Consider the following 25,250-nt stretch of genomic DNA (forward strand, 5'->3'; position numbering starts at 1 on the left):
GATAACGTGATGAAGAATCTTCTTCCACTTATCGCGCCGCTTTTTTTATTGGCTGTCCTCCTCTGACCTTGTTCGAAAAATAAAGACTGACACCGATGCCGGTAAGGGAAATCATGATCAACGTCCAGCCTAACTGCTCAAAATGAGGACCAGCAATTTCATCCCCAAACAGCATACCGAGGACAGCAGACGACAGAATGGAACCAAGGTAACGGCATGTTTGAAAAAGCCCGGAGGACGTGCCAATCATATGCTGAGGACTTGCCTTGAGCATCGCCGCTTGCAGCGCAACATTCCCAATCCCGTAACTCAGTCCAAGCAGCGCTAGAACCACCCCTTTTCCCCATAATGGTGCCGGAATAAAAAAGAAGGTCATCGCAGATGCTCCAGCCAGCATCAATACCGCACTGGCTAATACCGGATGGCGTTCATCCCCGCGGTCCACCCACTTTCCTGTCAGCGGCGACACAATGATGCTCACCCCAGACATGCACAGCATAAAAAGACCCGTCATTTCCACACGCCAGCCTAATTCATCCTGGAAATAGCTCGGCAAACCAAAGAAAAGACAATAGAAAAATATATTTAAAATGATAAATTGCACATACACAAGTGACAGCCGCTGCTCCTGTCTGAACATTCGAATTTGAATAAACGGTTCATCCACCTGATACTCCCACCAGATAAAAGCGCCTGCACTCACGAGACAAAGAATCCCCTGTACATATTGAATCCCATCACCTAGTGATAATAAAAACGAAAGCAGAAGGACAATACAAACTGTAAAAAGAAGCATCCCTGGCAAATCGAGCTTCCGTACCGTTTCACCTATACGAAGCTTTCTCTTTTTCTGCTCCTTTGGAAACAAAGTTAGTCCAAGAAAGAAGCTGATCAAAATAAAAGGCAGGTTCACTAAAAAGATAGCCGGCCAGCCGCCGATTGTCATCAAAAAGCCGCCAAGAGTCGGTCCAAGTGCCGTCATCGCCGAAGCAAAAATGGACAATACCGCTAACGCCGAAGCCTGCTTTTCCTTAATATGATCCCGAATGAGTCCGACACCAGAAGGATAAATGGCACTGCTCCCAATCGCCTGCAGCAGCCGGATCACAATCAGCACTGCAAACGTTGGGGCAAACGGCGCACAGATGGCTGAGACCGCCACAAGACCTAGCCCGAATAAAAATAATGTTCTCCGGCTCATCACATGATCCCCAATCCGGCCGCTCACCGGCTGCGTCACCGCACTGGCTAAATAAAAAGACGAAATAAGCCAAGATACAGTCGTAAATGACAAACCGAATTCATGCTGAATTTGATGCAAGGCCAAAGAAATCATCGAGGAATTCAGTGGATTTAACATCGTTCCAAAGGCAATAGCAGTTAAAAAAACCTTTCGGCTGTCTCTCCACTTGTTCATACACCGACCCCCTTTTTGTGATCTGGCATGTTTTTTGCCAATCCTTCCGTTATTATGAGATTGATTTCCCTTTTTTACCCTAATCAATTCAAGTTCTCTCTCAGAAAAGCAAGACATACATTTTAAAAAGGGCGAGTGTTGGAAAAACACATATAAAATTGAGAATATGAGGAACAAATGGTAAGATGCTACACATATTTAAAAGCCTACTTTCTCCTTATATGGAGAACGGCTGAAAAGGAGGAGAAGCTTATTATTAAAAAAAGACGGTTTTGGGTCCCAGCCCTTTTCTCGGTTGCAGTATTACTTCTGTCTTCGTGTGGTTCAAATGAAACAAATGGGAACGGAGATAAACGTAATTCTACAGCGAAAGGGTCGCCAATTTTGGAGGATGGAAAATTTATATTTGCAGCATCAGGTGAATTTCACCCGTTCAGTTATATGGATGGAAATCAGATGTCAGGCTTTGATATCGATGTAGGCAATGCGATTAGTGACAAACTAGGCCTCGAGCCTATACAGAAAAAATATAAATTCGCAGGCATCGTCGAAGGTGTGAAAGCAGGAAAATTTGATGCGGCAGTTGCAAGTCATACCATCAATGAGGAACGAAAAAAACACGTCCTTTTATCTAAGCCCTATTACTACTCTGGTCCGCAAATTTTCACAAGACCTGGAGCAGACATTCAACATGCTGATGACTTAAAAGACAAAGAAATCGCTGTATCAAAAGGCTCGTCCTACGCTGATATTGCAAAGGAACATAACGGGCAGGAACCAAAATATTACGACAGTGATGTAGTCGCTTTAGAAGCACTGGCCAACGGAAAACACGATGCAGTCGTGACGGATTTCGCCACAGGTGCGGAAGCCATGAAGAAAAAATTAAAAATCGAAGCGCAGGAAAGACTCGGACTAAGTGAGCAGGCAATCGCTGTATCAAAAGAAAATAAACAGCTCATAGAAGAGATCAACGATGCGATTGACGCACTAAAAAAAGACGGAACATTAAGACAAATTAGCGAGAAATACTTTGACGAAGACATCACGGTCAAACAAAATTAAAACCACGATTGTGCGCCTTTCTTAGGCGCACTTTCTTCAAATGGAGATGATTGTTTTGCCTACTCTATCACATTTTTTTCAGACGCTGATTGATTCTAGAGGTATTTTTTTAGAAGGAATGCTGCTCACCTTACAGCTCACTGTGATCAGCATCTTCATCGGCATGTTCATCGGACTCTTCTTTGCTTTATTGAAAATATCACGCGTGGCTGTCTTCGGTTATATCGCCAACGCCTATATCTTCCTTGTACGCGGAACACCACTGATTGTTCAAATTTTCATCCTATATTTTGGACTGACCGAATTAAATATCCCCGACTTCTGGGCTGCTTCCATTGCGCTCGCCTTTCATAATGGAGCATATATAGCAGAAATATTCAGAGGCGCCATCCAATCGATCGATCAGGGGCAAAAAGAGGCAGGACGCTCTCTTGGCATGGGACGTTTCCTAACAATGAGACGCATCATTCTCCCGCAAGCAATGCGGCGCGCACTCCCCCCTCTTGGCAACCAGTTCATTATCGGCTTAAAAGATTCATCACTCGCCGCCTTTATTAGCGTCAATGAACTATTTAACGTCGCCACGACCCAAGGCTCCAACAGCTTTGACAATATGACCTATTTACTTGTTGTAGCCGTCTATTACTTAGTTCTTGTCCTGCTGTTAACATTCGCTGTCCAAACCTTTGAGAAGAAACTATCGGTCAGTGACCATTAGGAGGAGAAGCATGACAGAATCAAAGGAACTCATTCGTGTTGAAAAACTCAATAAATACTTCGGAGAGCTGCATGTTTTAAAGGATATCGATCTCACCGTTTATGAAAATGATGTAGTCGTCTTAATTGGTGCCAGTGGCTCTGGAAAAAGCACCCTGCTCCGCTGTATGAACTTTTTAGAAATAAAAAATGATGGCCAGATCATCATTGATGGGAATCCAGTACATCCAAAACGAGATCAATTAAACGAGATGAGGCAAAAAATAGGCATGGTGTTTCAGCATTTTAATCTCTTCCCGCATAAAACTGTGCTTGAAAACATCATCGAAGCGCCTGTCATGGTGAGAAAAACAAAAAAGGCTCAAGCTGTATCAGAAGCCAACGTCCTGTTGGAAAAGGTCGGACTTGCGGATAAGGCCAACGTATATCCTTCTAAATTATCAGGTGGTCAAAAGCAGCGTGTGGCCATTGCAAGAGCTCTCGCCATGAAGCCAGATGTCATGTTATTTGACGAACCTACGTCGGCCCTCGATCCAGAGCTTGTAGGCGAGGTACTGCAAACAATGAAAAGTCTCGCAAAAGAAGGCATGACGATGGTCATTGTCACACATGAAATGGGCTTTGCGAAAGAAGTCGCCGATCGTGTCGTCTATATGCACGAAGGCCGCATCGTCGAAGAAGGCACCCCATCAGAATTGTTCGATTCTCCTCAAGAGGAACGAACCAAGCTGTTTCTCAGCTCCATTTTATAGGTCAAACGCCCTTTATTTTTCGTGCTCAATGCACGTTTTTTCTCTTTTTTTACGAACTTTTCATCCATTTATATTGAATATAACCAAAAACCATGTAAGATTAACTCACACGGTTATGTTATATATGACTTTTCTCTCTATAATGAAGAATTAAGAAATCAATTAATTCTGAATGATTCAGGGGGAATGCAGCATGCAAATGGCTGATACAGTATTTATGTTCTTCTGCGCACTACTCGTGTGGTTAATGACACCGGGTTTAGCCTTATTCTACGGAGGACTCGTGAGAAGTAAAAACGTCTTAAGTACAACCATGCACAGCTTAACTTCACTAGCAATCGTCTCCATCGTATGGATCATGTTTGGCTATTCCTTGGCTTTTGCGCCAGGCAATGCATGGATCGGAGGCTTAGACTGGATTGGACTAAAAGGCGTTGGCTTTGAACCTGGTTCCTACAGTGAGACCATTCCACATTCATTGTTCATGATGTTCCAAATGACCTTTGCCGTCTTAACAACAGCCATCATCTCAGGTGCCTTTGCTGAACGAATTCGCTACTCAGCGGTCGTCGTGTTTACACTCCTTTGGGTCACATTTGTATACGCGCCAGTCGCACACTGGGTATGGGGCGGCGGTTGGATTGGCGAAATGGGTGCACTTGACTTTGCTGGAGGAAACGTGGTTCACATTTCATCTGGTGTTGCGGGTCTAGTCGTGGCGATTGTGCTCGGGAAGCGTAAAGAAGCAGCAAACTCTTCTCCTCATAATTTGATCTACACCCTTCTTGGCGGAGCTGTCATTTGGTTTGGATGGTTTGGCTTTAACGTTGGAAGTGCCCTTACATTAGACAGTGTCGCGATGTATGCCTTTATTAACACCAATACAGCTGCTGCTGCAGGAATCATCGGCTGGCTGTTAGTAGAGTGGATGATCAACAAAAAGCCTACTATGCTCGGCGCGATTTCTGGAGCCATCGCAGGTCTTGTCGCGATTACACCTGCCGCAGGTTTTGTCACCCCATTTACTTCTATTATCATCGGAATCATCGGCGGGATCGTGTGTTTCTGGGGAGTCTTCTCACTCAAAGCCAAATTTGGCTATGATGATGCACTGGATGCATTCGGGCTTCACGGAATTGGCGGGACTTGGGGAGGTATTGCAACTGGACTTTTCGCAACAACCTCTGTCAATGACGGCGGAGCCAATGGCTTATTTTACGGAGATGCCAGCTTACTTTGGAAGCAAGTAGTCGCTATTGTTGCCACCTACGCCTTTGTAGCCGTTGTGACATACGTGATCATCAAAGTGGTCAATCTCTTCTTCAAGATTCGTGCAACCGAAGAAGAAGAATCAGTGGGCCTTGATTTAACCATGCACGGTGAAAAAGCCTATCAAGATTAAAGAAAAAGGGGTGTCTCGATGAGCAAAATGTATAAAGTGGAGATTGTCACACGTCCAGCCAATTTTGAAACATTAAAGGTGGAGCTTGGAAAGATTGGTGTCACCTCAATTACCTTTTCGAATGTGCACGGCTGCGGCCTACAAAAGGGACATACAGAGCTATACCGCGGCGTCAAAAAGGAAAGCAATGTGTACGAACGATTAAAGATTGAAATCGTCCTAAGCAAAGTACCTGTCGAACTGGTCGTTGAAACAGCTCAAAAGGTACTTCGTACAGGCGAACCAGGGGATGGGAAAATTTTTATATATGAGATAGAAAATACAATCAACATTCGGACAGGTGAAGAAGGGCCTGCCGCCCTATAAACCATCCCCCGCCAAGTGCGGGGGATTTTTTTAAGACAGAAAAAAACCTCTGCATAATTCATACACAGAGGTTGCAAGGCTTTAAGATTGTTTTGTTTCTTCAGATTGACTGCTGTCTTTAGAGGAATCAGAAGACTTTTCTTGATCAGAGGATTTCCCCTTCTCATCAGACTTTTCTTCAGATTTTTCTCCAGCAGGCTCTTTGGTCTTATCTTCAGCAGCAGGTTCCTTTGTTTTTTCATCAGCTTTTGGCTGAGCAGGTTCTTTTGCTTCTTCCGTCACTTCTTGCGCGGCCTTTTCAATAGTCGAAACAGGCTTGTCAATGAAGCTAAGTGGATTAAGCGCTAAACCTTCCATACGAATTTCAAAATGCACATGGTTGCCGCTTTCAGCACCATAAAGATTTTTACCAGAAGCACCGATGACATCATTCTGCTTAACTTCATCGCCTTCTTTGACACTCACTTGTGACAACGATTGATAAACAGTCGATAATCCATCTTCATGTTCAATTTCAACGACGTGACCGAGAACTGGATCTTTTTTCGCTTGAACCACTGTTCCACTAAGAGCAGCTGTGACATCAAACACTTTGCCATCTTTATCTGCAAGATCAATACCTTTGCTCAAGGTATAGGTGTTATTATAGTTTACAAGTGCTGCTTCTTTTTCTTTTTGATCAGCATCTGCTTCATAGAACTTTTTCACGACAGAAACATTATCAGAATTCTGGACCGGCATTGCAACATTTTCAATTGGCTTTCCAACTTCAACGGCATCATCACGCTGTTCTTGCCCTGTTTGATTTCCATCAGATAGTTGGTCTTTCACATCTTTTGATACAGCTTGGTACCAAAGAACGGCTGTTAACACGACCGCTGCGCTGACCAAGTAAATAGCAGGGAATACCCAGCGCTTACGGAAAAATTGCTGAACTTTTGTGATTTTGGAAGTACGTTTCTTTTCTTCCTCTCTCATTTTTCATCACCTCAGCAACATTCTGAACACTTTTCAAAAAATATATACACACGAAATCATTTTTCTTTTTATTTTGCGCAATCGCACCAATAATATGTATGATGAATGAAAAAAAGATGGGGGACTTTATTGTGAAAACTTTCAACCGCATAGCAACAGAAGATGATCTCAAAGCGATCGTTGATATTTACAATTCAACCATTGCTTCAAGAGAAGTAACCGCCGACACAGAACCAGTTTCAGTTGAAGACCGCCGGCAATGGTTTTTGAATCATTCAGAGAAAAGACCTCTCTATGTGAAAACAGATGAGGATGGACATATCTACGGCTGGCTCAGCTTTGAAACGTTTTACGGAAGACCTGCATACAACGGGACCGTTGAAATGAGTATTTACTTAAACCAAGACGATCGAGGGAAAGGCTTAGGGTCACTTTTCTTACAAGAGGCCATTGAGTTGGCACCTTCATTAGGCATTCGAACGTTACTTGCCTTTATTTTCGGGCACAACGAAGCCAGCATTCGATTATTTAAAAAGCACGGCTTTGAGACATGGGGTCACCTGCCACGTATCGCAGAAATGGACGGCAGCAGGTACGATTTAGATATTCTAGGAAAAGAATTATAAAACGAGCGTCTCTCCAACAAAGAGACGCTTTTTTATGAAGCATGTAACAGCTGTTCAAACTGTTTCGCATTTTGAAGAGATTTTCTTTGCAGGATGATCCCATGTTCATCCATCAGAATCGCTTGCGGAACAACAGTTACCCCATACAGCTCCATGATTTGCGAAGAGCGCACATACACAGCTTGATCAGGCAGCAATTGAAGAAGCGACGCATCATCTCCTTGTTCATCTCCATTGATCAAAATGAATTGAGTATCGTCGCTAGAGATGTGCTGCTTCATATCAGACAAAATGCTTTTGCATGTCATACAAGTAGAGTTCACAAATAACAGCATCACGGCTCTTCCGCTCTGCAAATATTCCTTTAAAATGACCTTATCCCCTAAATGTGTATAGCTTCGAAATAACGGCGCCGCATCACCAACATCCGCTTCCTTTAATTCAATCCCATCAAGGGTTTTGATTTTATTCATAAATTTTCCGATAAAGCGGGCAAGCAAAAACACCACAGCCAGCTGAGCAATGACAATGAATAACACAATAATCAGTAGAATATCTGTCATTTCACTTGGTCTCCTTCTATAAATGATTCAAATTGATTCCACTTTCTTTTGAACATCATGATGTCTTTTCCCACCGCTATAATGAAACAGACAGCCACTGCAATCAGAAAACAAATAATGTGAAATTGCCATGGAATTGTTTCTACATAGGAATGCACATAAAACAAGCCAATCACAAGAGCCAGCATCGACACATTACGAATCACAATTCCCCAGTGAAGACGGTCATTTTCAAGTAAACCTCCACAGCCGCATGAAATGTTACGATGTCCTCTCAATAAATTGAAAGTGACCGCTCCAGTATAGGTAAATAAAAGTGCTGTAAGACCAATCGCAGGTACAAGAGACATGTTCCATACGAACAATAGACCAGTACAAGCCAATTCAATAGTCAAAAACAAATAAAACATTGGCGCCGTGAGCGCAGAAGGCAGCAGCCGATAAGCATTCATCTGTTGCATATGCGCCGTTTGTTTTCTCACTTTATCAAGCCATGCACCTGCAAAGATGATTCCTAAGAAATAGACACCTATAAAATAAAAGACACTCACCTTACGCCATCTCCTTTTGTTGAAATAGTTGAGATTGTGCCTCATAAAGCCTTTTGTACTCTCCACCTAGCGCCATCAGCTCTTCATGGTTCCCCTCTTCAACGAAAGCACCATCTTTCATCACGATAATGCGGTCTGCTAAGCGGGCCGCTCCCATACGGTGTGTGATAAACAAGACCCCTTGATCCTGCGTATGATCGAATAGCTTTCGAATGAGTGAAATCTCCGATAGCGGATCAAGAGCAGAAGTCGGTTCATCTAAAATGATAAAATCACTTTCTCTAAAGAAGGTTCTCGCCATCGCAAGCTTTTGCCATTGTCCACCAGACAGTTCATGACCTTCTTCAAAAAACCGGCCAAGCTGCGCATCGTATGTTTCTTCCATTTGATGAATTCTTTTCTCTATGCCTGCTTGCCGCGCAGCTGTCACCATGCGCTCTTCCTCATCTATTTCGTCGATACCGCCAAATCCAATGTTTTCTTTCACAGTGAATTCGTACTTCATAAAATCTTGAAAAAGGACAGCCATTCTCGCATGATATGATTTTTTATAAATGGTCGAAATAGACTCACCATTGACCTTTTGCATATTCGGCTTGTCTGGATCATATAAACCGGTCAAACATTTAATCAAGGTCGTCTTACCTGATCCGTTATCCCCCACCAATGCAATGCGTTCACCTTTATTGATATGAAAATGTATATGCTCAATAGCAGGCGTTTTCATATTCGGATAGGTAAAAGAGAGGTTTTCTAGCGTAATGGACCGAATACACTCAATCCTCCGAAGCGATGCCCCTTTCTCTGTCTGTTCATCAATTTCTTCTTCTCTCTTTTGAAAAGTTCTCATTTCATCAATATAGAGACTCGTTTCATATAAACTAGAACATTCCCTCGTTAAGTCTTGAAAACCACTTTGAATATTTTGCACAGCTTGGAGCACAGCGACAAACGTACCCGCTGCTAATTTCTTTTGAAAGATAAGAAAGACAATAAAAAGACCGCAACACACATAGGCAAATGTCATAAGCAATCCGCCTGCCATCTCCCAGCGAACCTGACGTTTTAGTAATTTATATTTTTCATCAGCACTTTTTACATAATGACCTTTCCATTTTTGAAGAAGATAATGTCCTATTCCATATAAACGGATTTCCTTCAATGAATCTCGCTGTGCAACAAGGTCGGACACATACATTTCTCTTCGATCATTGGCCGTTAACATACGGTTTAATTGATACCGCGCGCCTCCAAAGAAGAGCTCAATCCACAAGACAGGCAGGGTAAATAAGATCAGAATGACCGCCAAACCCCAATGGATACCGATCATATAAATGAGAAGTGATACAACAGTAATCAATGCGCTCATGATTGTAAAAATACTTCTAACCATACTCAGAACATGCTGATGACTGTTCATCACACGTTGACTTTCATTATAAAAAGACGGATGTTCAAATGTAATATATGGCAGCCTGATTGCCTTTTGAAGCAATTCACCCTTCAAATGCAAACCAATCATATTTGTCGCTTTTTGCTGACTAAGTTGAAGAATGAATTGAAGCCCATATCCTAAAACCACAATGACCATTTGCAACCCAAATAACCTTAAGACCTTTTGAATGTCTCCTGAAGAAGTCATGAATAAAATAATTTCATTAATCAATGTTTGAATAATCCAGACACTAGCCAAAGGCATAAAACCAACGATCACTTGGATCAATAGAGTTAACAGCAGATATGATCGACTTCTTTTCCAAGTATAGGAGATTGCATATAAACAATGGTTCACTGTACTCATCAAACGCTCCACCTTACACCATTTAGTATAATTGACATATTTTTGATATTTATATTATGATAGCTCTGCGTAACTTCATTCTGAGAGGACGATAACGATGAATTCAATCTTACTTTTACAGCTCACTCTTATTCTTTGCAGTCTTTTATTGACGATCGGAATCATCATCTATTTAAAACACCAGATGGAATTAATCATCTTACCGATCCAGCATGTCGGACAAAAACTTGTTCATCCGCTAATTGAAAAACCATCACCTATTCAAATGAATGATTTGCTGCAAACCAATCACAAGCAACAGCTGCTTATATTCACTGACACAGCATGTCCGCACTGCATCCCATCACTGGAACAATTCCTAGAAACGAAAAGGCAGCGTCAATTAGACATTTCTTTTAGTATTTTGCTAAAGAATGGGCAAGAAGAGGATCAAGAATTATATCGTGATAACCAAACCAACATGCAAATTATCTCAGTGGACGAACAAATGATAGGCGCCTTTCATATTGAAGAGTTTCCATATTACATCTTGGTAGAAGAAGATGAAACAATCTCATATGCAGCCCCTTTTCCGGATGGTCTTTATTCAAGGATTTCTGCAAAATAAACATAAATGAGGCATGTGAAGACAACAAACACACGCCTCGTTTTTTTATTGGTGTGGATCTGCCTGAACATCCTGATCCTTTTCCCTTGCTGCGATTTCACTCGCTCCACTTGAAGCTGTCGCTTGTTCCTCAGCTTGTTCAAACTCACTGCGAGCCTCATTTGAAATGTCTACTTGGTCACCATGCTGATTCACAGTAACAGACGAAGAAGACGATTCTTTTTGAACCTCTTTCTCTAGTTCCTTTAATTTAGACACATGAAGCTCTAAATCTTTTCCTTGCTGAACTAGAGTCAGTTGTTGAAATAATGCCTTTCTCTCTTCTGGAGAATGGTCGCCTTGAACAATTTTCGCAGCTTGGTTTAAAAAAGAATTTGATGTTTGACCCGCTTGACGACTGTTTGACGTCTGCACAGCATTTGTTAAAAATGAAATTGAAGATATGCTCATGCGTTCACATCCTATTAAATAAAATCCTTGAATTTAGCAGCCACATCTAACGCGTTCTTGGCTAGTACATATCTCACCTGTATCACGATCCACGTAGTAACGGAAAGTTCCAACACCTTGAAGGAAACAAGTTGGCGCTGATTTACATGAAGTGACTAATTTTTGTAAAATACATCTTGAAGCTGCAGGTTGAACATTGGTCATTTTGTTTAAGAAACGATCTAACATATGAATTCCACCTTCCAATTTTTAAGGTAATACAACACAATAATAACCAATTAAAAGACAACTAACAACATATTTTGATAAATTTACTAATTATTTTTAACTACTAATCTTATTTATGACATAAACTGTCGTTAAAATTTATAGTAAATGTTACTTTTTTCTTATTTGAAGATAATTTATTTATCCATAAATAGTAAAGTGAAGATAGAAATATTTTTTAATTGCTCTACATTCACTCTTCCTAAAGTACTACTTGCTCAAGTATGATAAAGAGTGAATACATAAAGGAGTGAACACCATTGCAACAAACTGAGAAAATCATTCAATCTCTTCATTCGATCACAAAGTGGGGAAAAGTTGGTAGTATATTTCTCTATATTTCAGGCGGCCTAGCTATTCTTATTGGTTTTTGGCTTGTTCTTCCTGCTGCCCTTGGCGTCTTCCTCATTATGATGGGAATCCATGTACAAAAATCTGTAAACGCAGCTGAACAATTAATTCAAGCTCCTGATACTTCTTATGAAGAGTTATTAGAACAATATGCTAAGATGATGAAAATGCAGACGCTATTTGCCATATCAAGTATTGTCACAGTCATTCTCTCATTCATCGCCATTATCTTGATGCTGATATTAGGTGGCCTAGCCTTTCTTCAAGAAATTCCTAGTGACGTCCAGCAATACGAAGGTGAATACGAACAAGAGCTTGGTGACTTTTATTAATGGAGAGGGGTATCAATGAACATTCGATACCCCTTTTGTTTGATCATTTGGCATTATTCATCCTACTAAGCTTGACATTCCGCCTTGATCATTTTAAAATACAAATCGTAACCATTACGAATTAAAGGAGGATCCTATTACTGATGCGCGTAAAAATTACCTTAGCCTGTACTGAAACGGGTGACAGAAACTATATCACAACAAAGAATAAAAGAACGAACCCGGACCGACTGGAGTTAAAAAAATATTCTCCTCGGCTAAAGAAATATACCCTTCATAGAGAAACAAAATGAATTTTTTAGGCATTAAATCGTAATCATTACTTTTTAAGTGAGGCGGAGATCAAAATGAGTATTGTCAAAAGGACAGAAAGAAATGAATAAGCGAATACCTGTTACAGTATTAAGCGGTTTTTTAGGAGCAGGAAAAACAACAATATTAAATCATGTCCTACAAAATCGTAAAGGGTTAAAAGTAGCTGTAATTGTCAATGACATGAGCGAAATTAATATTGATGCAGAACTAGTCAAACAAGGCGGTGAGCTCTCTCGATCAGATGAGAAACTAGTTGAATTGTCTAATGGTTGTATTTGCTGCACATTAAGAGAAGATTTGTTAATCGAAGTAGAACGCCTGTGTAAAACTGGTCATATTGATTATATTGTCATTGAGTCAACAGGTATTAGTGAACCAATTCCAGTCGCGCAAACTTTCTCTTATATTGATGAAGAAATGGGAATAGATTTGACACGCTTTTGCCGGTTAGACACGATGGTCACTGTTGTAGATGCGAACCGTTTCTGGACCGACTTCCAGTCAGGAGAAAGTTTATTAGACCGTAAACAAGCCGTTTCCGATGATGACGAACGAGAAATTTCCGATTTACTTATTGATCAAATTGAATTTTGTGACGTGCTGATTATAAATAAGTGTGATCTAGTATCAAACTCAGAATTAGATCGACTTGAGCGCGTGCTGACCACACTTCAACCAGAAGCATCTATCATCAGAACCTCAAAAGGGCAAGTAAAGCCAAGTGACATTTTAAATACTGGTTTATTCGACTTTGAAAAATCCAGTGCTTCTGCTGGCTGGATCAAAGAAATCAACGCCGGGCATTCTCAGCATACGCCGGAAACAGAAGAATACCAAATCTCATCCTTTGTTTATGAAAGAAGACTCCCCTTTCATACCGGCAGGTTAAATAATTGGTTAGATCAGATGCCGGAGCAAATAGTTCGCGCTAAAGGATTTACATGGCTTGCCACACATCATGATTTAACCATTTTAATTTCACAGGCCGGAAAATCTGTTGCGATTGAACCAATTGCATACTGGATTGCTGCCTTGCCTGAGCAAGATAAGGCACGGATATTAAAGCAAGAACCAGAGCTTCTTGACGAGTGGGACGCAGAATTTGGTGATCGGCATACAAAACTTGTGTTTATCGGCGTAGATTTGCCTAAAGCAGATATCATTCGCACACTAGATCAATGCTTACTCACACCTGAAGAATTTGATCAAGATTGGACTACATTTGAAGACCCCTTTCAATGGAAAATCCAACATTAAAAAAGGAGGGTTTTAAGTGGCAAAGAAATCTAAGATTGCTAAAGAAAAAAAGCGGCAGCAGCTTGTATTGAAATATGCAGAATTAAGAAAAGAGTTAAAAGAAAAAGGTGACTATGAAGCTTTACGGAAATTACCTAGAGACTCTTCCCCTACCCGCTTAAAAAACCGCTGTGAATTAACCGGCCGCCCTAGAGGTTACTTACGAAAATTTAAAATGTCTAGAATTGCTTTTCGTGAGCTTGCCTATAAGGGCCACATCCCAGGAGTAAAAAAATCGAGCTGGTAAAGATTGAGTTGATCTTATCACAGCTCTCATAAAAGTAAAGTAGCAAAAAATGTTTAAAATTCTATTTTCCAGGCATATCTAAACCTTTTTGAGCTACAAAATAACATTTTAAAAACCAGCAGAGTTTCTGCTGGTTTTTTATAATGACTGGATTCATAAGATGAATAGACCTATTTCAAAAAAAGATTGTCAACAATGATTATGACTTTTTCTCTTCTTTTCAAAAATACATGATCATGATACTTTGTTGTCACTACCCACCGATGTATGACATTTCAACTTTTTTCTGATCTTTCTTCTGTTCTCTCTCGGCTGAATATTGATCATGTCTATTCGACCATAGTTCCTTCAATATATTCTTTATATCTTCATTATCTTTAGCCGAGCGAATCACCCGTTTCAGATCAAAACCCGACGAGGCAAAAAGACATGTAAACAATTCACCGCGAGCAGAAAGCCTCGCTCTGTTACATGTTCCACAAAAAGCATCTGAAACAGAAGAAATAATGCCTATCTCTCCTGAACCATCTTTATAAAAGAATCGGTTGGCTACTTCACCTGGATATTGAGGAGGTTCTGGTTTGATAGGAAATGTTGAATCAATTAGACCAATGATCTCTTTCTTTGTCATGACATGCTCTAGATTCCATTTGTTCGTATTTCCAACATCCATAAACTCGATAAATCTGAGAACATGTCCTTCTTTTTTAAAGTAAGCTGCCATTGGTAAAACATCCTGATCATTCACACCTTTTTGAACAACCATATTGATCTTAATAGCAAGTCCAGCTTTTTTTGCAGCCTCAATCCCATCAAACACTTTTTGGATAGAAATATTCCTTCCGTTCATTTGCATAAAACGGTCAGGATTTAATGAATCCAAACTAATGGTGACTCTCTGAAGACCTGCTTTCTTTAACTTATCAGCATATAAAGGTAAAAGCGTTCCATTGGTTGTCATAGCAATGTCTTCGATTCCTGGAATTTTTGAGAGCTTTTCTATTAAGATAGGCAAATCTTTTCGCATTAAAGGTTCACCACCCGTGATGCGTATTTTCACCACACCTAAGTCCTTTGCAAAAAGGGTAGCAAGCTGTTCAATTTCTTCGAAACTAAGCAGTTCTTCTTTATTCAAAAAAGGATAATCTGGTCCAAAAATTTCAGCAGGCATACAGTACGTACATCTAAAGTTACAGCGATCTGTTACTGATATTCTTAAATCGCGCAATGGTCGATGTCTCTTATCCAATATACTGTCCATACTTTGCCTCCTATTCTGTAATACGCTGATGGTGAGTGTAGATATTAAAAGATTTTCCTCTGACGAATCCAACTGTCGTGATATTTAATTCTTCTGCCATATTAAGCGCCAGCTCAGTAGGTGCTGATTTTGAGATGACGATCGACACTCCTAGTTTGGCTGCCTTCAATAAAACTTCTGACGATATCCGGCCGCTAAACACAAGGATTTTATCTCTAAGTGGAATTCGATGAAGTAAACAGTAACCATAGATTTTATCTAAAGCATTATGTCTTCCTATATCAGTTCTAGTGATGAATAGCTTCTCTGTGTCACACAGTCCAGCATTATGCACACCACCAGTATGTTGAAATAATTGGCTTTCTTCTTGTAAACACTTCATTAGATGCATACAGGTTTCAGCAGAAATGTTGATTCGATCAATGGCTGTTTTTGCTGTTTTCACATCTTGGAGAAAATAAAAGTGTCTCCCTTTCCCACAACAAGAACCAATCACTCGCTTTGTAAAATCTGATGACTGAAATCCGCTTGGGTGAACTAAATCAACATATGCAAAGCCCATACTTTCATCTATTGTAAACCTTTTAATCTCATTTTCAAATCGAATGACTCCTTCTGAAGCTAAAAAACCGATAACCAATTCTTTCAAATGATCTGGTGAACAAACAAGTGTCACAAATTCCTCTCCATTCACGATCACAGTTAAAGGGAATTCTTCTACAACTTCATCTGTTTTGCAAGTAAATTGGCCTTCACTGTATTGGTGTATGACTCGTTTCTTTTTAACAGAAGGATTCATTGTATGATCTTCCTTTCAGCACAAATTTAGTTATATGATCCAATCAAATTATGATATTATTTTAAAAAGTCATAAAATTGTAACATATTCCTATCTTATCAAACTTTTTGATTGCTTTATATGGGGGGAACAAAATGAACAAATCGAAAAATCGCTGGCTCATTGCAACAAGTGCTGTAGGAATTCATTTATCTATTGGGTCTGTTTATGCTTGGAGTGTTTTTACGAATCCTTTACATCAAGCTTTTCAGTGGTCATTGACAGAAATAAGCTTGACCTTCAGTATTGCTATTTTATTTTTAGGATTATCTGCTGCTTTCATGGGGCATTTCGTTGAAAGGTATGGTCCAAGAGCATCGGGGCTTTTCTCAGCCATTTTCTTCGGTATCGGAATGACAGGATCAGGGTTCGCTGTCCACATGTCCTCACTCCCTCTCCTCTATTTATTTTATGGTGTACTCGCTGGGATAGGATTAGGGGTAGGTTACATTGCACCTGTATCAACTTTAGTGAAATGGTTTCCGGACCGAAGAGGACTTGCAACCGGCTTAGCTATTATGGGTTTTGGATTTGCTTCTCTTATTTGCAGCCCAATTATCCAATATCTCATTGAAAAAGTGGACATCGCAAATACCTTTTACATTCTTGGAATTTCCTATTTTATGATCATGGTGATCTCATCTCTTTATTTATCACCACCAACATCTGAAGACGTCAAACAGTTTGACGTGTTAAAAACAAATCAAAGAAAAATCCCTCAGGATTTATCACAGCTTACAGCAAATGAAGCGATCAAAACAAGACGTTTTTATTATTTGTGGCTCATGCTCTTTATTAATATCACATGCGGAATTGCCATTATTTCAGTTGCATCGCCTCTTGCTCAAGAAAGTGTTGGATTCACTGCAGGTGCTGCAGCTACCCTTGTTGGTATTTTAGGTGCTTTTAATGGTTTAGGGCGGATTGGCTGGGCATCCTTCTCAGATTATATCGGAAGGCCGAATACGTATACAATCTTCTTTAGTATCCAGCTCATTGCCTTTCCTTTACTCCCCTATTTAAAAGAACCGTTCGTCTTTTCAATCGTGATGGCGATCATTTATACGTGCTATGGAGGAGGGTTTGCTTCAATTCCAGCCTATATTGGGGATTTATTTGGCACGAAACAACTTGGTGCCATACACGGTTATATTCTGACTGCCTGGGCCGCTGCTGGTTTAGCTGGACCTTTATTTTCATCCTTTATTCGAGATATAACAGGTAACTACACGCAAAGTCTGATGGTGTTCTCTGGCTTATTTTTCATTGCTTTTATCATATCTCTTCTCATACGGAAAGATATTCAACAGCTTAGAGAAACAAACCTTACTGCTACTTCTTCTGTCTCAGCCCGACCTTAATTTGAATTTGACAGAATCACAATCTAAAGGTAATTTTTAGATATGAAAACGCTTTATAAAGTAATAGGAGGGTGATGATATCATGGGGAGAACAAAACATAAGGGGCCTATTAAGCTTAATAAAAAACCCTCACCAAAGCTATGGGCCTCTTTTGCGCCTATGGGGCTTGGAAAAGTAAAACCGAAACACATTCGAGATACGATGAAAGTGGCATGGGAAAACAAGGATAATCTCCCCTATGCATATCGTATTTTAACGCAGGGCGTGTGTGATGGCTGTGCCCTGGGTGTTTCAGGGTTATATGACCAAACGCTCGCAGGACCTCATATATGCACCACAAGACTAAATGTACTTCGTCTTAATACAATGCCAGCTATTGATCCAAAATGGTTCGAAGATATTCAACAGCTCAAACAAATGGACAGCACCTCTCTTCGCAAACTTGGCCGTATTCCTTATCCACTGATTCGAAAAAAAGGTGACAATGCCTTTACGCGTATTTCCTGGGATGATGCATTAGATCAAATCGCAGCTAAAATCAAATCAATTGATAAACGGCAGCTCGCTTTCTATTTAACGGCTAGAGGAATTACAAATGAAGTCTATTATACCGCTGCGAAGGCAGCTCGCTTTATCGGGACAAATCATATTGATAATGCGTCTCGCATATGTCATTCACCGAGCAAAACCGCTCTTAAACGATCCCTTGGTATAGGAGCCTCCAGCTGTAATTACAACGATTGGATCGGAACGGATGTCTTAATTTTTTGGGGATCTGTCGCAGCAAACAATCAGCCCGTTTCCACTAAATATATGTATGCGGCGAAAAAGAAAGGAACCAAAATTATTGTCATCAATCCGTACAAAGAGCCTGCCATGGAAAAGTACTGGGTTCCCTCTATTCCAGAAAGTGCTCTATTCGGCACAAAAATCGCGGATGATTTCTATCAAGTCAATATAGGCGGCGATATTGCGTTTATGAACGGCGTCATCAAACATTGGTTTGACATGGAGCAGCATGCTCCCCATTCCGCTCTTGATCATGAATTTATTCAAGCCCATACTACCGGCATACAGGATTTAAAGCAGCATGTCGCACAGTTGAAGTGGGGGGACCTAGAAGCATCATCAGGCTTATCAAAAGAAAGAATGAAGGAATTTGCGAACCTCCTTGCCAATGCCAATTCAGGCGTTTTTATTTGGAGTATGGGTCTTACCCAGCACCGCTTTGCAACTGATAATATATCACAGGTCGCCAACCTTGCTATGTTACGTGGATTTATTGGCAGGAAACATTGTGGTGTCATGCCAATTCGGGGGCATAGCGGCGTTCAAGGTTCTGGTGAAATGGGTGCTGATCCATTCGTTTTGCCGGGCAGTGATTTTGATGAAGAGAATATTGAAAGAATCGAAAAAATTTGGGGGTTTGACATTCCGAAATGGCATGGTGACACCATTGGGCAATCCTTTGAGAAAATGGCTCTCCCAAAAGAACATCCGCAAAAACTCAAAATGCTGTTTACGAGCGGCGGAAACTTTTTAGAAACGATGCCAAATCCAGATGCGATCGAAAAAGCTTTATCTGAGCTTGAACTCCGTGTCCATCAAGATATCATTTTGAATACCTCTACACTTGTAGAGGCAGAAGAGACGGTAATTGTTCTGCCTGCTATGACAAGATATGAACAGCCAGGCGGCGGTACATCAACTAGTACGGAACGCATGGTATATTTCAGTCCAGAAATTGAAGGACCTCGTATTGAGGAAGCCAGAGCAGAATGGGACATTTATATTGATCTTGCAAAAAGAGTCCGGCCAGAAGATGCTGAGCTGATTCATTTCGAAACAGCTGAAGACATTCGCCGTGAGATTGCGGTCGCAAATCGAAACTATGACGGCATCCAGCATTTGCGTCATAAAGGAGACGTTTTTCAATGGGGTGGCGCATGGCTATGTGAAGACGGGGAGTGTCCAACACCAGACGGCAAAGGACATCTTCTTCCTGCCCAGCTGCCTCAATACCGAAAAACCGAGGGACATTTTAATATCACGACAAGAAGAGGAAAGCAATTCAACTCCATGATCTATAGTGAAAAGGATGCCTTTAATGGTGGGAAGCGTCATTCTATCTTGATGAATAACGAAGATGCAAAAGAACTTTATGTCCAAGAAGGTGATCCAGTTGTCTTGTTTAATCAATATGGGTCCTATCAAGGAGTGGCTCAATTCGGGGATTTGAAACGTGGCAATATCGCTGTTTATTGGCCTGAAGGGAACGTTTTAATTCCAAAGGGTGTGTATGAGAGCTACTCACAGATTCCCGAGTATAATACGGCGGCAATATTAGAAAAAGCCGAAACTTTTCATGCAAGAAAAGATCAGCACTACGTGGAGAAACGAATTGATGAATTAGAAACCACTTTGAATTGATCTTCAACTAAAAAACAGCTGGGGAAAACAATCCCCAGCTCCCATTCACATCCTACTGACCAAAAGCGCTCGCTTCATTTTGTAGAATGTGATTCAATTCTTCGGCATTCGCAGCCGGTTGATATTGTCCACCACCCGCTTTGGCAACAGACTTTAGACTTTTTGCTTCTTTTTCATTCACGTCAAAGCCGATGATATTGACGATGGTGTCAATTCCGTCTTCATGTAATTCCTTTGCTGCTTGTGAAGGGCTTCCTCCACAAGTTTCTTTACCATCACTGACGACATAGACAATATTTTTTCCTTCAGCCTGGTGATCTTCAAAATCTTGTTTCGTATCTGTTAATGCTTTTGCAAGTGGTGTCCAGCCGGTCGGCTTATACACATTCAGTGCTTGCTGAAATGTTGATGGCTCATATGATCCAAATCCGTAAACGGCTTCAGAGCTTCCACAAGAAACTGCTTTTCCTGCATTTTTATTGGTTCCTTCATGACCAAACACACGTAGCAGGACTTGTGTATCTTCTGATAAAATACTTGCGAAGCTTTGAATAGAACGTTTGGCGATATCGATTTTCTTTTCGCCTTCAACTGATTGTGCCATGCTGCCGCTTAAATCAAGTAATATCACCACATGAGCAGGCTCCTGTTTTGTCACAGCATGAGCTGGTGAAGAAAGAAGCAGGACAAGACTAGCCAAAATGGTTAATACAATATTTCGTTTCATTCATAAAAACCTCCCTTTTTACATTTGTACAGAAAAAGAGAAACGATAGCATACATCAATCGTTTCCCTTTTGTTCAGCAAGTTATTCGTGTAGTTTTAATGATTCTGCCGACAAGATAGAACCCATTTCTTTACCAGTGCTTGCTTGGTAGTATTGGCCTTTACCCGCTTTGGCTACTTGCTTCAATTGACCTTCATAGCCATCGTTAAAGTCTAATCCGATCACATTAACAACAGTCGATCCTTTTGAGTTATGCAATTCTTTTGCTACTTTTACTGGATCTCCGCCACAAGTTTCTTCACCATCAGTGATTAGGTACACAATATGTTTTGTTCCACCATTAAGCTGTTCATCCGTTTGCTTTGCATTTTCAAGAGCACGAGCAATCGGTGTCCAGCCATTTGGTCCAAGTCCGTTTAAAGAGTTTTCAAAGCTTTCTTTTTCGTAAGGCTGTACGCCATAAACGCCTCTAATGACTTCACATGATTGAGCTTTACCTGAATTTTTGTTGTTACCTTCAGAGCCAAACAAGCTCATACGAATTTTAGCGTCTTTTGGAAGTGACTGAGCAAATTTAAATACCTCTTGTTTTGCGAGGTCAAATTTGCGTTCTCCCTCTACTTTTCTTGCCATGCTTCCACTTGCATCAAGTAAGATAGTAACTCTTACATCTTTGTTATGTTTTTTGACTGTAGATGCTTTTGCAAATACTGGTGAAGAGATTGACATAGATAATGTCAATACAGCTAAGGTTACGAGTGTAAATACTTTTTTCAACATCATTTTTCCTTCCTCCTTATGTATTTAATTGAAACATCTTAATCGTAAAATATTCTGTCTTGGAATGGTATAGGACTCGGTCCCTTTTTCTCTTTCATCAAAATCACTAAAAATCTGTCAGTTGTCTAGATATATTCACCTAACACATCATTTTTTCTTTTGTTTTCTCCTTCTTTCGAGGGGCTTTGTATCGGCCATCGGTTCTTGTCGGGACGTAAATGTTTAAGATTTCCTGAGGTGCGTCTTAAGTCGCAAATTGACACATTCTGTTCAAACCTCTTGGAACACAAAAAAAGATGCCCCATTTCTGAGGCAACTTTGCTTTATTTTTTAGCCATATACGTGTTGAGAAAACGTTCAGCTGATTCAATTTGAATCCCTTTATAATAATGTTTCACGATAGCCTCTACTTTTTTGCCTGACTGTGCCATATAGTGCGCACCATACTGACTCATTCCAACCCCATGGCCATACCCTTTTGTCGTAATGATAATTTGCTGGCCCTGTCGTTCCCATGTAAAGTCCGCTGAATGAAGTCCTAGTGACTCTCGAATGTCTCTGCCTGTCAATGTTTTACCGTTTATTACGGCTTTCGCTACTTGATTTCCTGGCGTCCGTTCTACTATCTGTCCTACCTGAGCCTGCTGAGTGAGCGTCACACCTAATTTTTGCTGAAATTCACTAACTGTGATGGTTTTCTTATTTTGAAATTTTGGCGATTTTTCGTCCCATTTACTTGAGACACTTTTCAAATATGGGATTTCGTTTTTCCAATAAGCTTCGGCATTTTCCGTTTTTCCGTTACTTGTTGAAAAGAATGAGGCATCAATTGGTTTCTCATCATAAGTCAGCACTTTTCCTTGTGTGCTGGCGACAGCTTCTGTGACTTTTTTTAACTTCCAATTGTACGCTTTCCCCCAAATTTTCTTGAGTTCCTGCTTGTTTTTATAAACTTGGAACATTTGGGTGTCATCTACAAGAGAGCCCTTTGGTGATTTGACAGTCTTATCGATGATCATTTGTCTGACGATATACGTTCTTGCAGCGAGTGCCTGTGCCTTGAGTGCTTCCATTTCAAAATCAGCTGGCATTTCAGACGCTACGACACCGATCACATACTCTTCTAAGGGGATGTTTTCTACCTGCTGATGAGCTGAACGATAGACGGGGATAGCGACGGGTGATTGCTTCAATTTGACTGTACCCTTCACTTCTTTTTTAACTGATGGCTCCGCTGATACATGCTGGCTTACCTCCGGTTTCCCTTGAAACGTCGGCAACACAAGTAAAGTTGGAATCATTAAAATAATGATGCATATTCCTGCGATTGTCCATATCATTGGTTTCATATTTGGCTGCCCCCATTTGTCATTGAATCTCTTTTATCCTATGGGCGGGGACAAGCTAATATGACAGCTTCTTTCATTCAGTGGACAAGTCTTTTGATGAAGATATGAGGCTGTTTATCAACTGATTTTACTGTTCGTCTTTATGAATAAAATTTAAGATGGTTGGATACACTAATGATAAGCTTTAAAAATAAAGCATTCTATGATTCTAAAAAAAATCAGCATGCCCCATGGACACACTGATTTCTTTATGATTACGCGTTCAGATCTGATACAACTTGTTCTTGTGTCACATCTGCTGTTTCATCGTTTACTCTTTCAATATCTGCACCGATTGCTGCAAGCTTCTGGTGGAAGTTCACATAACCACGATCGATATGCTTCAACTCAGTGACACGTGTATGACCTTCTGCTACTAATCCAGCAAGTACAAGTGCTGCTCCTGCTCTTAAATCAGTCGCTGATACTTCAGCACCTTGAAGTTGAACCGGCCCGTTGATAATCACAGAGCGACCCTCAATTTTAATATCGCCATTCATGCGGCGGAATTCTTCAGCATGCATAAAGCGGTTTTCAAACACCGTTTCTGTAATCATGCTTGTTCCGTTCGCACGAAGCAATAGCGCCATCATCTGAGATTGCATATCCGTTGGGAAACCAGGATGTGGCATTGTTTTTAGATCGATTGGCTTGAGCTCAGATGGTCCAATGACTCTTAAACCTTCTTCTTCTTCAATGATCTGAATACCCATTTCTTCCATTTTTGCTACAAGTGATGTCATGTGCTCTGGCACTGCGCCCTTTACAAGAACATTTCCTTCTGTAATAGCTGCTGCCACCATGAAAGTACCTGCTTCAATTCTGTCAGGGATGATGTTGTGTTTTGCACCGTGAAGTGTTTCCACACCTTCGATTTTGATTGTACCAGTACCAGCTCCGCGAACCTTACCGCCCATGGCATTGATGTAGTTTGCCAAATCAACAATTTCAGGTTCTTTTGCTACGTTTTCTAAAATCGTTGTTCCTTCAGCTAATGCTGCTGCCATGATGATGTTTTCAGTTGCACCGACACTTGGGAAATCCAAATAGATTTTCGCACCTTTTAAACGGCCTTTTACTTCAGCCTCGATGAAACCATTTCCTACTTGAATTTTAGCTCCCATTGCTTCAAAGCCTTTTAAATGCTGGTCAATTGGTCTTGAACCAATCGCACAGCCTCCAGGTAATGCAACTCTTGCATGACCTGTTCTTGCTAAAAGTGGTCCCATGACGAGCACAGACGCTCGCATTTTACGGACATACTCAAACGGAGCCTCAGTTTCTAGTGCATGAGATGCATCCACTGATACTTCGTTATTTTCAAAATGTACTTCTGCTCCTAAATGACGTAACACTTCATTGATTGTATATACATCGGAGAGCGTAGGTACATCACAAATTACGCTTTTTTCTGTACTTGCTAACAAAGATGCAGCGATAACTGGTAAAACGGCATTTTTTGCGCCTTCTACTTTAACTGTGCCGTTTAACTTTTGACCGCCGCGGACGATGATTTTTTCCAAGGTCTTCCCCTCCGCGTCCCAAATTCTCTATATTAATATTCAGTCGTTACGATTGGTGTGCCAACCGTAATCGTATGATTTTCGTTCATTTCCGAACTTCTGATGGCAATTTGAACATTCATTTTATCATTTGAAGTCATAATGAACTGTTCCCACTTATCTGTGTAAGCGGAAAGCGACACAAAATTAGACTCAACGAGATACTCAACTGGTTTTGCTTGAAATTCATTTGCTAACGTTTCAGCTTTTTTTTGCAAAACAACATCCATCATACCATTTACATGACCATCGAGACAAGTAAAAATTACAAATTTCTCTTGTAATATGCTTTTTGCATGACGTACGAACTGATCATATGTATGCTCCCAGGTATTCAGTGGGCGAGCACCTTTTTGCTCATATAATAAATACGACTTTTGATTGGATTTTGTGTCGGTCTTCACGAGTAAAATTTTCGATAAAGTATCATTTTTTTCATCTTTGTAAATTCCTGTGACTTTGGTGACATGTTTCTCTTCTTTTTCGGTCCACTCATACTGTCGTAGTTCGTCTTTCAAACGTTGCACTTTTTTTGAAAATTGTTCGGATGAAATGTCTACATTTGTTTTGGCGTGAAGGGACCATCCATCTACTTCAATTTGCTGGTTTTTCAGACCTTCTGCTATTTGGGCGAGCGGAGAAGATTCTTCCGCACGAACACCTTGAATCATCAGAACAAAAAAAAGAATAAACGCAAATAATGGCCAACCTTTTACATACTTTCTCACTTGTCATTCCCCCTTGCTACAAGTGTTGCCGCAAGGAGGTCTATGCATACGTGGAAAAGTCATCAAAGAC

26 protein-coding genes are annotated in these 25,250 nt (G+C 40.6%); 13 read left to right on the top strand and 13 right to left on the bottom strand.

The window, feature by feature from the left end; translation table 11 throughout:
• Positions 1 to 28: 28 nt before the first annotated feature.
• Complete coding sequence (locus GKC25_RS16270; protein WP_106038268.1) at positions 29 to 1,417, bottom strand: MFS transporter; 1,389 nt, start codon at positions 1,415 to 1,417, stop codon at positions 29 to 31.
• Positions 1,418 to 1,594: 177 nt separating this feature from the next.
• Between GKC25_RS16270 and GKC25_RS16275 the strand changes: the two genes are divergently transcribed.
• The 5 genes from GKC25_RS16275 to GKC25_RS16295 all read left to right on the top strand — a co-directional run bounded on the left by GKC25_RS16275 (position 1,595) and on the right by GKC25_RS16295 (position 5,719).
• A complete protein-coding gene (locus GKC25_RS16275) occupies positions 1,595 to 2,482 on the top strand; it encodes a transporter substrate-binding domain-containing protein (protein ID WP_187704203.1) in 888 nt (295 codons plus the stop codon).
• A 40-nt stretch (positions 2,483 to 2,522) separates the two neighbouring features.
• Positions 2,523 to 3,200, top strand: a complete 678-nt coding sequence (locus GKC25_RS16280; protein WP_078061638.1) for an amino acid ABC transporter permease — start codon at positions 2,523 to 2,525, stop codon at positions 3,198 to 3,200.
• Positions 3,201 to 3,210: 10 nt separating this feature from the next.
• Positions 3,211 to 3,951 carry an amino acid ABC transporter ATP-binding protein gene (locus GKC25_RS16285; protein WP_034660250.1) on the top strand — a complete coding sequence of 247 codons (741 nt, stop codon included), beginning with the start codon at positions 3,211 to 3,213 and terminating at the stop codon, positions 3,949 to 3,951.
• A 193-nt stretch (positions 3,952 to 4,144) separates the two neighbouring features.
• Entirely contained in the window at positions 4,145 to 5,353 is a 1,209-nt protein-coding gene (locus GKC25_RS16290; RefSeq protein ID WP_034660251.1) for an ammonium transporter, read from the top strand.
• A gap of 18 nt (positions 5,354 to 5,371) precedes the next feature.
• Positions 5,372 to 5,719: a P-II family nitrogen regulator gene (locus GKC25_RS16295; protein WP_034660252.1), complete on the top strand. Its 348-nt coding sequence runs from the start codon at positions 5,372 to 5,374 to the stop codon at positions 5,717 to 5,719.
• Positions 5,720 to 5,800: 81 nt separating this feature from the next.
• Here GKC25_RS16295 and GKC25_RS16300 read toward each other — a convergent pair whose 3' ends face one another.
• A complete protein-coding gene (locus tag GKC25_RS16300) occupies positions 5,801 to 6,697 on the bottom strand; it encodes a peptidoglycan DD-metalloendopeptidase family protein (protein WP_095285690.1) in 897 nt (298 codons plus the stop codon).
• A gap of 116 nt (positions 6,698 to 6,813) precedes the next feature.
• Here GKC25_RS16300 and GKC25_RS16305 point away from each other — a divergent pair, with 116 nt between their 5' ends.
• On the top strand, positions 6,814 to 7,323 hold the full coding sequence (locus GKC25_RS16305; protein WP_186314900.1) for a GNAT family N-acetyltransferase: 510 nt from the start codon (positions 6,814 to 6,816) through the stop codon (positions 7,321 to 7,323).
• A 32-nt stretch (positions 7,324 to 7,355) separates the two neighbouring features.
• Here GKC25_RS16305 and GKC25_RS16310 read toward each other — a convergent pair whose 3' ends face one another.
• Genes GKC25_RS16310 through GKC25_RS16320 form a run of 3 tightly spaced genes read right to left on the bottom strand, consistent with a single transcriptional unit; the run spans position 7,356 to position 10,238 of the window.
• Positions 7,356 to 7,886, bottom strand: coding sequence for a TlpA family protein disulfide reductase (locus GKC25_RS16310; protein WP_060597477.1), 531 nt, complete (start codon positions 7,884 to 7,886; stop codon positions 7,356 to 7,358).
• A complete protein-coding gene (locus GKC25_RS16315) occupies positions 7,883 to 8,437 on the bottom strand; it encodes a MauE/DoxX family redox-associated membrane protein (RefSeq protein WP_187704204.1) in 555 nt (184 codons plus the stop codon). The genes GKC25_RS16310 and GKC25_RS16315 overlap by 4 nt, the downstream gene beginning before the upstream one ends.
• Before the next feature lies 1 nt (position 8,438).
• Complete coding sequence (locus GKC25_RS16320; protein ID WP_095285689.1) at positions 8,439 to 10,238, bottom strand: ABC transporter ATP-binding protein; 1,800 nt, start codon at positions 10,236 to 10,238, stop codon at positions 8,439 to 8,441.
• A gap of 97 nt (positions 10,239 to 10,335) precedes the next feature.
• On the opposite strand from GKC25_RS16320, the gene GKC25_RS16325 reads away from it, so the two are divergent.
• The gene (locus GKC25_RS16325; protein ID WP_034660262.1) at positions 10,336 to 10,845 is read left to right on the top strand and encodes a thiol:disulfide interchange protein; all 510 of its coding nucleotides are present in this window, start codon (positions 10,336 to 10,338) and stop codon (positions 10,843 to 10,845) included.
• Between the two features lie 45 nt (positions 10,846 to 10,890).
• Here the strand turns inward: GKC25_RS16325 and GKC25_RS16330 are convergent, their stop codons facing one another.
• Positions 10,891 to 11,295 (bottom strand): hypothetical protein, encoded by a 405-nt coding sequence (locus tag GKC25_RS16330; RefSeq protein ID WP_034660263.1) that lies wholly within the window; start codon positions 11,293 to 11,295, stop codon positions 10,891 to 10,893.
• Between the two features lie 527 nt (positions 11,296 to 11,822).
• Here GKC25_RS16330 and GKC25_RS16335 point away from each other — a divergent pair.
• From GKC25_RS16335 to rpsN, 4 genes are all read left to right on the top strand, one after another.
• The gene (locus tag GKC25_RS16335; protein ID WP_034660265.1) at positions 11,823 to 12,245 is read left to right on the top strand and encodes a DUF5362 family protein; all 423 of its coding nucleotides are present in this window, start codon (positions 11,823 to 11,825) and stop codon (positions 12,243 to 12,245) included.
• A gap of 143 nt (positions 12,246 to 12,388) precedes the next feature.
• The gene (rpmG, locus tag GKC25_RS16340) at positions 12,389 to 12,538 is read left to right on the top strand and encodes a 50S ribosomal protein L33 (protein WP_003214771.1); all 150 of its coding nucleotides are present in this window, start codon (positions 12,389 to 12,391) and stop codon (positions 12,536 to 12,538) included.
• A gap of 82 nt (positions 12,539 to 12,620) precedes the next feature.
• On the top strand, positions 12,621 to 13,817 hold the full coding sequence (locus tag GKC25_RS16345) for a GTP-binding protein (RefSeq protein ID WP_034660726.1): 1,197 nt from the start codon (positions 12,621 to 12,623) through the stop codon (positions 13,815 to 13,817).
• Between the two features lie 16 nt (positions 13,818 to 13,833).
• On the top strand, positions 13,834 to 14,103 hold the full coding sequence (gene rpsN / locus GKC25_RS16350; RefSeq protein WP_025093900.1) for a 30S ribosomal protein S14: 270 nt from the start codon (positions 13,834 to 13,836) through the stop codon (positions 14,101 to 14,103).
• A gap of 253 nt (positions 14,104 to 14,356) precedes the next feature.
• On the opposite strand, the gene moaA is transcribed toward rpsN, so the two are convergent.
• Both moaA and fdhD read right to left on the bottom strand, forming a co-directional pair.
• Positions 14,357 to 15,364, bottom strand: a complete 1,008-nt coding sequence (moaA, locus tag GKC25_RS16355; RefSeq protein ID WP_034660268.1) for a GTP 3',8-cyclase MoaA — start codon at positions 15,362 to 15,364, stop codon at positions 14,357 to 14,359.
• Between the two features lie 10 nt (positions 15,365 to 15,374).
• Complete coding sequence (gene fdhD / locus GKC25_RS16360) at positions 15,375 to 16,163, bottom strand: formate dehydrogenase accessory sulfurtransferase FdhD (protein WP_106030610.1); 789 nt, start codon at positions 16,161 to 16,163, stop codon at positions 15,375 to 15,377.
• Positions 16,164 to 16,297: 134 nt separating this feature from the next.
• Here fdhD and GKC25_RS16365 point away from each other — a divergent pair, with 134 nt between their 5' ends.
• Together GKC25_RS16365 and GKC25_RS16370 are read left to right on the top strand one after the other, a co-directional pair.
• Positions 16,298 to 17,563, top strand: a complete 1,266-nt coding sequence (locus GKC25_RS16365; RefSeq protein ID WP_309416082.1) for an L-lactate MFS transporter — start codon at positions 16,298 to 16,300, stop codon at positions 17,561 to 17,563.
• Positions 17,564 to 17,645: 82 nt separating this feature from the next.
• A complete protein-coding gene (locus GKC25_RS16370) occupies positions 17,646 to 19,994 on the top strand; it encodes an FdhF/YdeP family oxidoreductase (RefSeq protein ID WP_268495916.1) in 2,349 nt (782 codons plus the stop codon).
• Positions 19,995 to 20,046: 52 nt separating this feature from the next.
• On the opposite strand, the gene GKC25_RS16375 is transcribed toward GKC25_RS16370, so the two are convergent.
• The 5 genes from GKC25_RS16375 to GKC25_RS16395 all read right to left on the bottom strand — a co-directional run bounded on the left by GKC25_RS16375 (position 20,047) and on the right by GKC25_RS16395 (position 25,180).
• Positions 20,047 to 20,721, bottom strand: coding sequence for a VWA domain-containing protein (locus GKC25_RS16375; protein ID WP_034660275.1), 675 nt, complete (start codon positions 20,719 to 20,721; stop codon positions 20,047 to 20,049).
• Positions 20,722 to 20,803: 82 nt separating this feature from the next.
• On the bottom strand, positions 20,804 to 21,502 hold the full coding sequence (locus GKC25_RS16380) for a VWA domain-containing protein (RefSeq protein ID WP_080869567.1): 699 nt from the start codon (positions 21,500 to 21,502) through the stop codon (positions 20,804 to 20,806).
• A 323-nt stretch (positions 21,503 to 21,825) separates the two neighbouring features.
• Complete coding sequence (spoIID, locus tag GKC25_RS16385; RefSeq protein WP_034660277.1) at positions 21,826 to 22,851, bottom strand: stage II sporulation protein D; 1,026 nt, start codon at positions 22,849 to 22,851, stop codon at positions 21,826 to 21,828.
• A gap of 254 nt (positions 22,852 to 23,105) precedes the next feature.
• Positions 23,106 to 24,413 carry a UDP-N-acetylglucosamine 1-carboxyvinyltransferase gene (gene murA / locus GKC25_RS16390; RefSeq protein WP_034660278.1) on the bottom strand — a complete coding sequence of 436 codons (1,308 nt, stop codon included), beginning with the start codon at positions 24,411 to 24,413 and terminating at the stop codon, positions 23,106 to 23,108.
• Between the two features lie 32 nt (positions 24,414 to 24,445).
• On the bottom strand, positions 24,446 to 25,180 hold the full coding sequence (locus tag GKC25_RS16395) for a YwmB family TATA-box binding protein (protein WP_095285682.1): 735 nt from the start codon (positions 25,178 to 25,180) through the stop codon (positions 24,446 to 24,448).
• Positions 25,181 to 25,250: the final 70 nt, after the last annotated feature.

Origin of the sequence: Bacillus pumilus (assembly GCF_038738535.1) — a bacterium.
Lineage (GTDB): Bacteria > Bacillota > Bacilli > Bacillales > Bacillaceae > Bacillus.

Bases quoted from the DNA above. Each gene is read 5' to 3' on its own strand.
- GKC25_RS16270 (WP_106038268.1), bottom strand. From the start codon at position 1,417: ATGAACAAGTGGAGAGACAGCCGAAAGGTTTTTTTAACTGCTATTGCC.
- GKC25_RS16275 (WP_187704203.1), top strand. From the start codon at position 1,595: ATGGTAAGATGCTACACATATTTAAAAGCCTACTTTCTCCTTATATGG.
- GKC25_RS16280 (WP_078061638.1), top strand. From the start codon at position 2,523: ATGGAGATGATTGTTTTGCCTACTCTATCACATTTTTTTCAGACGCTG.
- GKC25_RS16285 (WP_034660250.1), top strand. From the start codon at position 3,211: ATGACAGAATCAAAGGAACTCATTCGTGTTGAAAAACTCAATAAATAC.
- GKC25_RS16290 (WP_034660251.1), top strand. From the start codon at position 4,145: ATGCAAATGGCTGATACAGTATTTATGTTCTTCTGCGCACTACTCGTG.
- GKC25_RS16295 (WP_034660252.1), top strand. From the start codon at position 5,372: ATGAGCAAAATGTATAAAGTGGAGATTGTCACACGTCCAGCCAATTTT.
- GKC25_RS16300 (WP_095285690.1), bottom strand. From the start codon at position 6,697: ATGAGAGAGGAAGAAAAGAAACGTACTTCCAAAATCACAAAAGTTCAG.
- GKC25_RS16305 (WP_186314900.1), top strand. From the start codon at position 6,814: ATGGGGGACTTTATTGTGAAAACTTTCAACCGCATAGCAACAGAAGAT.
- GKC25_RS16310 (WP_060597477.1), bottom strand. From the start codon at position 7,886: ATGACAGATATTCTACTGATTATTGTGTTATTCATTGTCATTGCTCAG.
- GKC25_RS16320 (WP_095285689.1), bottom strand. From the start codon at position 10,238: ATGAGTACAGTGAACCATTGTTTATATGCAATCTCCTATACTTGGAAA.
- GKC25_RS16325 (WP_034660262.1), top strand. From the start codon at position 10,336: ATGAATTCAATCTTACTTTTACAGCTCACTCTTATTCTTTGCAGTCTT.
- GKC25_RS16330 (WP_034660263.1), bottom strand. From the start codon at position 11,295: ATGAGCATATCTTCAATTTCATTTTTAACAAATGCTGTGCAGACGTCA.
- rpmG (WP_003214771.1), top strand. From the start codon at position 12,389: ATGCGCGTAAAAATTACCTTAGCCTGTACTGAAACGGGTGACAGAAAC.
- GKC25_RS16345 (WP_034660726.1), top strand. From the start codon at position 12,621: ATGAATAAGCGAATACCTGTTACAGTATTAAGCGGTTTTTTAGGAGCA.
- moaA (WP_034660268.1), bottom strand. From the start codon at position 15,364: ATGGACAGTATATTGGATAAGAGACATCGACCATTGCGCGATTTAAGA.
- fdhD (WP_106030610.1), bottom strand. From the start codon at position 16,163: ATGAATCCTTCTGTTAAAAAGAAACGAGTCATACACCAATACAGTGAA.
- GKC25_RS16365 (WP_309416082.1), top strand. From the start codon at position 16,298: ATGAACAAATCGAAAAATCGCTGGCTCATTGCAACAAGTGCTGTAGGA.
- GKC25_RS16370 (WP_268495916.1), top strand. From the start codon at position 17,646: ATGGGGAGAACAAAACATAAGGGGCCTATTAAGCTTAATAAAAAACCC.
- GKC25_RS16375 (WP_034660275.1), bottom strand. From the start codon at position 20,721: ATGAAACGAAATATTGTATTAACCATTTTGGCTAGTCTTGTCCTGCTT.
- GKC25_RS16380 (WP_080869567.1), bottom strand. From the start codon at position 21,502: ATGTTGAAAAAAGTATTTACACTCGTAACCTTAGCTGTATTGACATTA.
- spoIID (WP_034660277.1), bottom strand. From the start codon at position 22,851: ATGAAACCAATGATATGGACAATCGCAGGAATATGCATCATTATTTTA.